We start from the raw sequence: 4,662 nt of genomic DNA on the forward strand, positions 1-4,662 counted from the left end.
GGGACGGATCGGCGAACGGCGTGGGGATCGCCCCCGCGGCCATGGCCACGCCGCCGAGCATCACCCCGGCCGCCTCCGCCCCCACCGGACAGCGGGAGCGGCCTCCTGCCGCCGAGGACGGCCTCGCGCACTGCCGGCGGTTCGCCGGGGGCAACGGGACGGGGTGGGGGCGGGATTCCGGCCATCCTGTGCGCGAGCGGCCGGCCCCGGCCGCGGGGGGRCCGGAAGAGATCGCCGCCGCCTGCGCGCGGCTCGTCGCGGATGCCGGGGCGGCCGGGAAATCCGGWGGGGCCGGAGGCGTCGGGGAAGCCGGGGAACGGGCCGCGGACGCTGCCGGGGTCGTGAGGTGCGGTGCCGCCTGCGTCGGGCCGTCCGGGGTTCGAGGATGCGGCGTCCGCCGCGGGGCGTGTGCGGTCGCCGGTGCGCGGCCGGGTTCGTGGGTGCGGCCGGGCCGGGCGGGGCGCCGCTCCGAACCCCGCGCGTCGATCGCCGGCGGGGCCGCGGCGGGCCGGCGACGTCGTCCTCGGTCGGTCCGGCGAGGACACGACCGCCGGTGCGCGGGTGACGACGCGTGAGGGGGCGTGATGGTTGCAACGGCCGCGCCCGACCCGCCTGTGAGAACGGACACCCGGCAGAACCGTGACGGTTCGGGGCCCTGTTGCGCTGGGACGGGGGAGGCCGCCGTGGCCTCACGGTTCGGGAGGTACGGATGTCGAAGGAAGGGCGTGCAGCGCAGCTGCCGGGCGCCGACGGCATGCAGGGGTATGCCGCAGGGTTCGTCGCCGAGTTGAGCGAGCGGAGCAGGCTTCCGCTCGACTACACGGTGGCCAGCCTCAGACTCGTGGACTTCGTCGTCGACGGACTCAGACGCAGCACCTCGGAGCGGGCCGCCGTCGAACGGGTGCTCCAGGGGCTCGGCGCGTACGCGGGGGAGGTCGTCGTCCGCCGGGCGGGTGCCCGGTGGGTGGACCTCGATGCCCGCCAGCGCGAACTCTTCGGACAGCCGGTGGGCATCCGCATGCCCGACGGCCGGGTCTGGAACCCGCTCGGAAAGGTCGTCAAGCGCTTCGAGCACGGCCCCGCGGAATCCCTGGAGCGCTTCTACCTGATGCTGCACGGCCGGCGCCGGCCGGGCCGTCCCGAGAAGCCCGGCCGGTGCGGCGGCGCCACCGAACGCGCCGCCTGCTGACGCCCGCCGGCCCGCGACGGGACCGCCCGGACGCCGGGCCGGGGGCGCGTCGACGGTGAACGCCGGGCCGGCGGCACCCGTATCTGTCGGCGGCGGGCTGCGCGAGGGCACCCCGCCGCCAGGCAGGCTAGGGAGGCATGTTGTGGCAGGCAGCGACGTCACCGCGCTGTTCGGCGCGTCCACCGCGCACAGCCCGTCGTACTTCACCCTCACCAGGGCCACCGGGGCACAGGCCGGGGAGATCGCCGACTTCTGCATCCCCTGCAACCCGTACTTCCCCACCCCCGCGATGTTCGACCGGCTCGGCGCCGGACTGCGGGAGATCCTGACGTACTACCCGAGCAGCGCGGACACCGTCACGGCCGAACTCTGCCGTCTTCTCGGCCTCAACCCGGCGACCGTGGCGATGGGCAACGGCTCCACCGAGCTGATCACCTGGATCGACCATCTGCTGGTGCGCGAGTCGCTCGCCGTGCCCGTGCCGACGTTCGGCCGGTGGACCGACCAGCCGATGGAGACCGGCAAGCGGGTGGACATGCTGCTGCTGCCGGAGGCGCGCGGATTCGCCCTCGACCCGGAGGCGTTCGTGCGCTTCGTCGAGTCCCGCGGCTCGCGCGTCGCCGTCATCTGCAACCCCAACAACCCTGACGGCGGCCTGCTCCCCAAACCGCAGGTCCTCGCCCTGCTCGACCGCCTCCAGGACCTCGATCTGGTCGTCGTGGACGAGTCGTTCCTCGAATTCGCCGACGAGGGCGAGGAGACCAGCGTGGCCGCGGAGGCCGTGCTGCGGACCAACGTCGTCGTACTGCGCAGCCTCGGCAAGAACTTCGGACTGCACGGCGTGCGCTTCGGCTATCTCGTCGCCCACCCCGGCCTGGCCGGCCGGATCCGCGGCGCTCTGCCGAAGTGGAACCTCAACTCCTTCGCGGAGGCGGTCGTGTTCATGCTGCGGGAGCACCGGCACGAGTACGCCGAGAGTCTGCGCCTGGTGCGCGGCGACCGGCACGAGATGATCCGTCACCTGGCACACCTGCCCGGTCTGACCGTCTATCCCTCGCAGGGCAACTTCGTCTACGTGCGCCTCCCGGCGGGAGTCGACGGCGCCCTGCTGCGCGACCGGCTGCTCACCGAGCACGGTGTGCTGGTGCGCGAGTGCGGCAACAAGATCGGCAGCTCCAGCCGCTTCGTCCGGCTCGTGGTGCGCCCGCAGGCCGATGTCGCCCGCCTGGTGTCGGCGATGGAGCAGGTCCTCTACGGGCGGACCGTCCGCACCCCCGCTCCCGCGCCCGAACCCGAGCCGCCGCGCCCGATGCTCGCCCAGGTGCCGGCCGGGCCGGGGCCCGGCTCCCGGCCCGCCCTGGACCGGCAGCCGGTCGACGCCCGCGGCCTCGTCCCCGCCGCGGCCCGGACCGGCGACCCCGTCCCTCCGGCGCAGCCCGCGCGTCCCGATCCGTCCGGCCGGCCCGCGCAGCCGGCGCGCACGGGTCTGGTCCGGGCCATGGCGGCGGGATACACCTCGGGCACGGCGGCGATCGACCGGCTGGTCGGCGGGGCGTGAGGCCGGCCCCGGGCGGGCCGGTGAGGAGCCCGGCGGCGGGCGACACCCATGGCGACGGCACATTCTCTCAAGAAGTTGCCCAGAGACGCCTGGTGACACTGGTCGTACCCGGGCCAAAGACGGTCTTCGCTGCCCGGGACGCCCGTGTGCACGCCGACCTGGGGGGCCCGAGTGAGCGCAGTGACCGTGATCGGCACCGGTGGGCGGGAGACCGGGGGTGACGGCGGGCGCCCGGCGAGCCGTCCGCGGGCGGCAGCCGAACCCGCCACCGTCGACGGCCTGTTCGCGCACGCCGCGGCCCGGCGTCCCGGCGAGGTGGCCGTCGTCGACGGCGGCCGGCCCCTGACCTACGGCGCGGCCCAGCAGAACGCGAGCCGGTTGGCCTCCGTGATGCTCCGCTACGGGGTCCAGCTCGGTGACCCGGTGCTCGTCCACACCGCCGACCACGCCCAGTCGCTGGTCGCGCAGCTCGCCGTGCTCGCCCTGGGCGGCGTCTGCGTGCCGGTGCCGGATCCGGCCGGCGAGCGGGAGCGGGCCCGTATCGCGGAGATGAGCGGCGCCACCCTCGTGCTGTGCAGCGGCGTCCACCGGGAGCGCTGGCCGCTGGACGCCATGGTGCTCGACGACGCGCGCACCTGGGCCCGCATCGCGCCGGTGCGCGTCGACGGCTCGCTGCCGCGATCCGGCCCGGACGATGTCGCCTACCTGCTCACCGAACGCGCCGACGACGGCGGCTGCGTGGGCCACCTCGTCGACCACCGCGCCTGGCTGCTCGCCACCGGTGCCCGCCTGCGCCGCGCGGGCCGCCCGGGGCGGGGCGTGTGGACCGGCCAGCGGCCGGGCGGGGCCCGGGGCCTGGCGGCCCTGTGGTGGGCGGTCTCGGCGGGGAGCCGGCTGAACGGTCCCGTGGCCCCGGCCACCGGACGGGACCACGCGGGGGCGGCCGCGGTGTACGGCCCCGAGGAGTACGCGGAGTTCCTCGCCGGATCCCGGCACGGCGCGCCCGCCGGGCCGGGCACGGCCCTGGTGATCGGGGGTGCCCTGCCGGCCGGGCTGGTGGAGCGCCATCGCGATGTCCTCCCGTACACCCGGCTGCTGGCGGAGTTCTCGCCGCGCGACGGGGCCATGCCGTGGACGGCCGTCGACTGCACATCCGCCGGCGGGTCCGGCGGATCCGGTGCGGGATCCGCCGTGCCCCGGGTGCGGGTGACCGTCCGCGACGAGGAGGGACGTCCGCTCCCGGCCGGCGGCACGGGGCAGATCTGGGCCGCGGGCACGGCTCTGCCGTTCGACCGGCTCTGCGACGGGTGCCGTGAACCCGCCGTGGGCCACCGCGGTTCGCTGACGTACTCGGGCTACCTGGGCCGGTGGGACGGCGACGGCACGCTGGAGATCACCGGCCGGGCCGCGCCCCGCACCCCGCCCGGCTCCGCCCGCACCACGCCCGCCCTCGCCTGTGCCGCCCACGGGCCGGCGCACCGGCCCCACCCGATGCCGACCAGGGCCTGACGGGGCGTTCCCGGCGGAGCCGGGCTCTCACCCCGCGGCCCGCCCGCGTCCGGCGTCGCGCGGACCGGGCCCGTGCCGTCGCGCGCCGGGCGGGCCGGGGAGACGCGGCGGCCGTGCCGCGGCACGGGACGGAGGGACCATCCGCCCGTGCCGTGCCCCGAAAGGTCGCACCCCGCGTCGCGGCGGCCGGGAGCGCCTCACGGCCGTCGCCGCGCGGCGTCGGGGGCCGTCGGCGCCGGGCGGGGAGCGCCCGAGATCACGCGCGATGTCCAGCCAGGCATCGGAGGCGACGTCCTCGGCGTCGTCCCCGACGAGTCCGCGCAGGAAGTTGAGGAGGGGCGGATGCACGATCCGGTACGCAGCCGCGAAGGCCGCCTCGTCCCCCTGCTGCGCCCGCTCGACCGCC

3 protein-coding genes and 1 pseudogene are annotated in these 4,662 nt (G+C 76.6%); 3 read left to right on the forward strand and 1 reads right to left on the reverse strand.

Going from position 1 to position 4,662, the window contains the following annotated elements; genetic code table 11:
* The first annotated feature begins 709 nt into the window (after window positions 1-709).
* The 3 genes from EAO77_RS36530 (at window position 710) to EAO77_RS36540 (ending at window position 4,256) form a co-directional block, all read left to right on the forward strand.
* Window positions 710-1,189 (forward strand): hypothetical protein, encoded by a 480-nt coding sequence (locus EAO77_RS36530; RefSeq protein ID WP_261994316.1) that lies wholly within the window; start codon window positions 710-712, stop codon window positions 1,187-1,189.
* 142 nt (window positions 1,190-1,331) lie between these two features.
* Window positions 1,332-2,747: a pyridoxal phosphate-dependent aminotransferase gene (locus tag EAO77_RS36535; RefSeq protein WP_147992583.1), complete on the forward strand. Its 1,416-nt coding sequence runs from the start codon at window positions 1,332-1,334 to the stop codon at window positions 2,745-2,747.
* 171 nt (window positions 2,748-2,918) lie between these two features.
* Complete coding sequence (locus tag EAO77_RS36540) at window positions 2,919-4,256, forward strand: AMP-binding protein (RefSeq protein WP_147992584.1); 1,338 nt, start codon at window positions 2,919-2,921, stop codon at window positions 4,254-4,256.
* A gap of 162 nt (window positions 4,257-4,418) precedes the next feature.
* Here the strand turns inward: EAO77_RS36540 and EAO77_RS40815 are convergent.
* A pseudogene (locus EAO77_RS40815) lies at window positions 4,419-4,662 on the reverse strand (RNA polymerase sigma factor); the annotation flags it as partial.

The sequence above is a fragment of the Streptomyces sp. T39 genome (assembly GCF_008042045.1).
Taxonomy (GTDB): Bacteria; Actinomycetota; Actinomycetes; order Streptomycetales; family Streptomycetaceae; genus Streptomyces.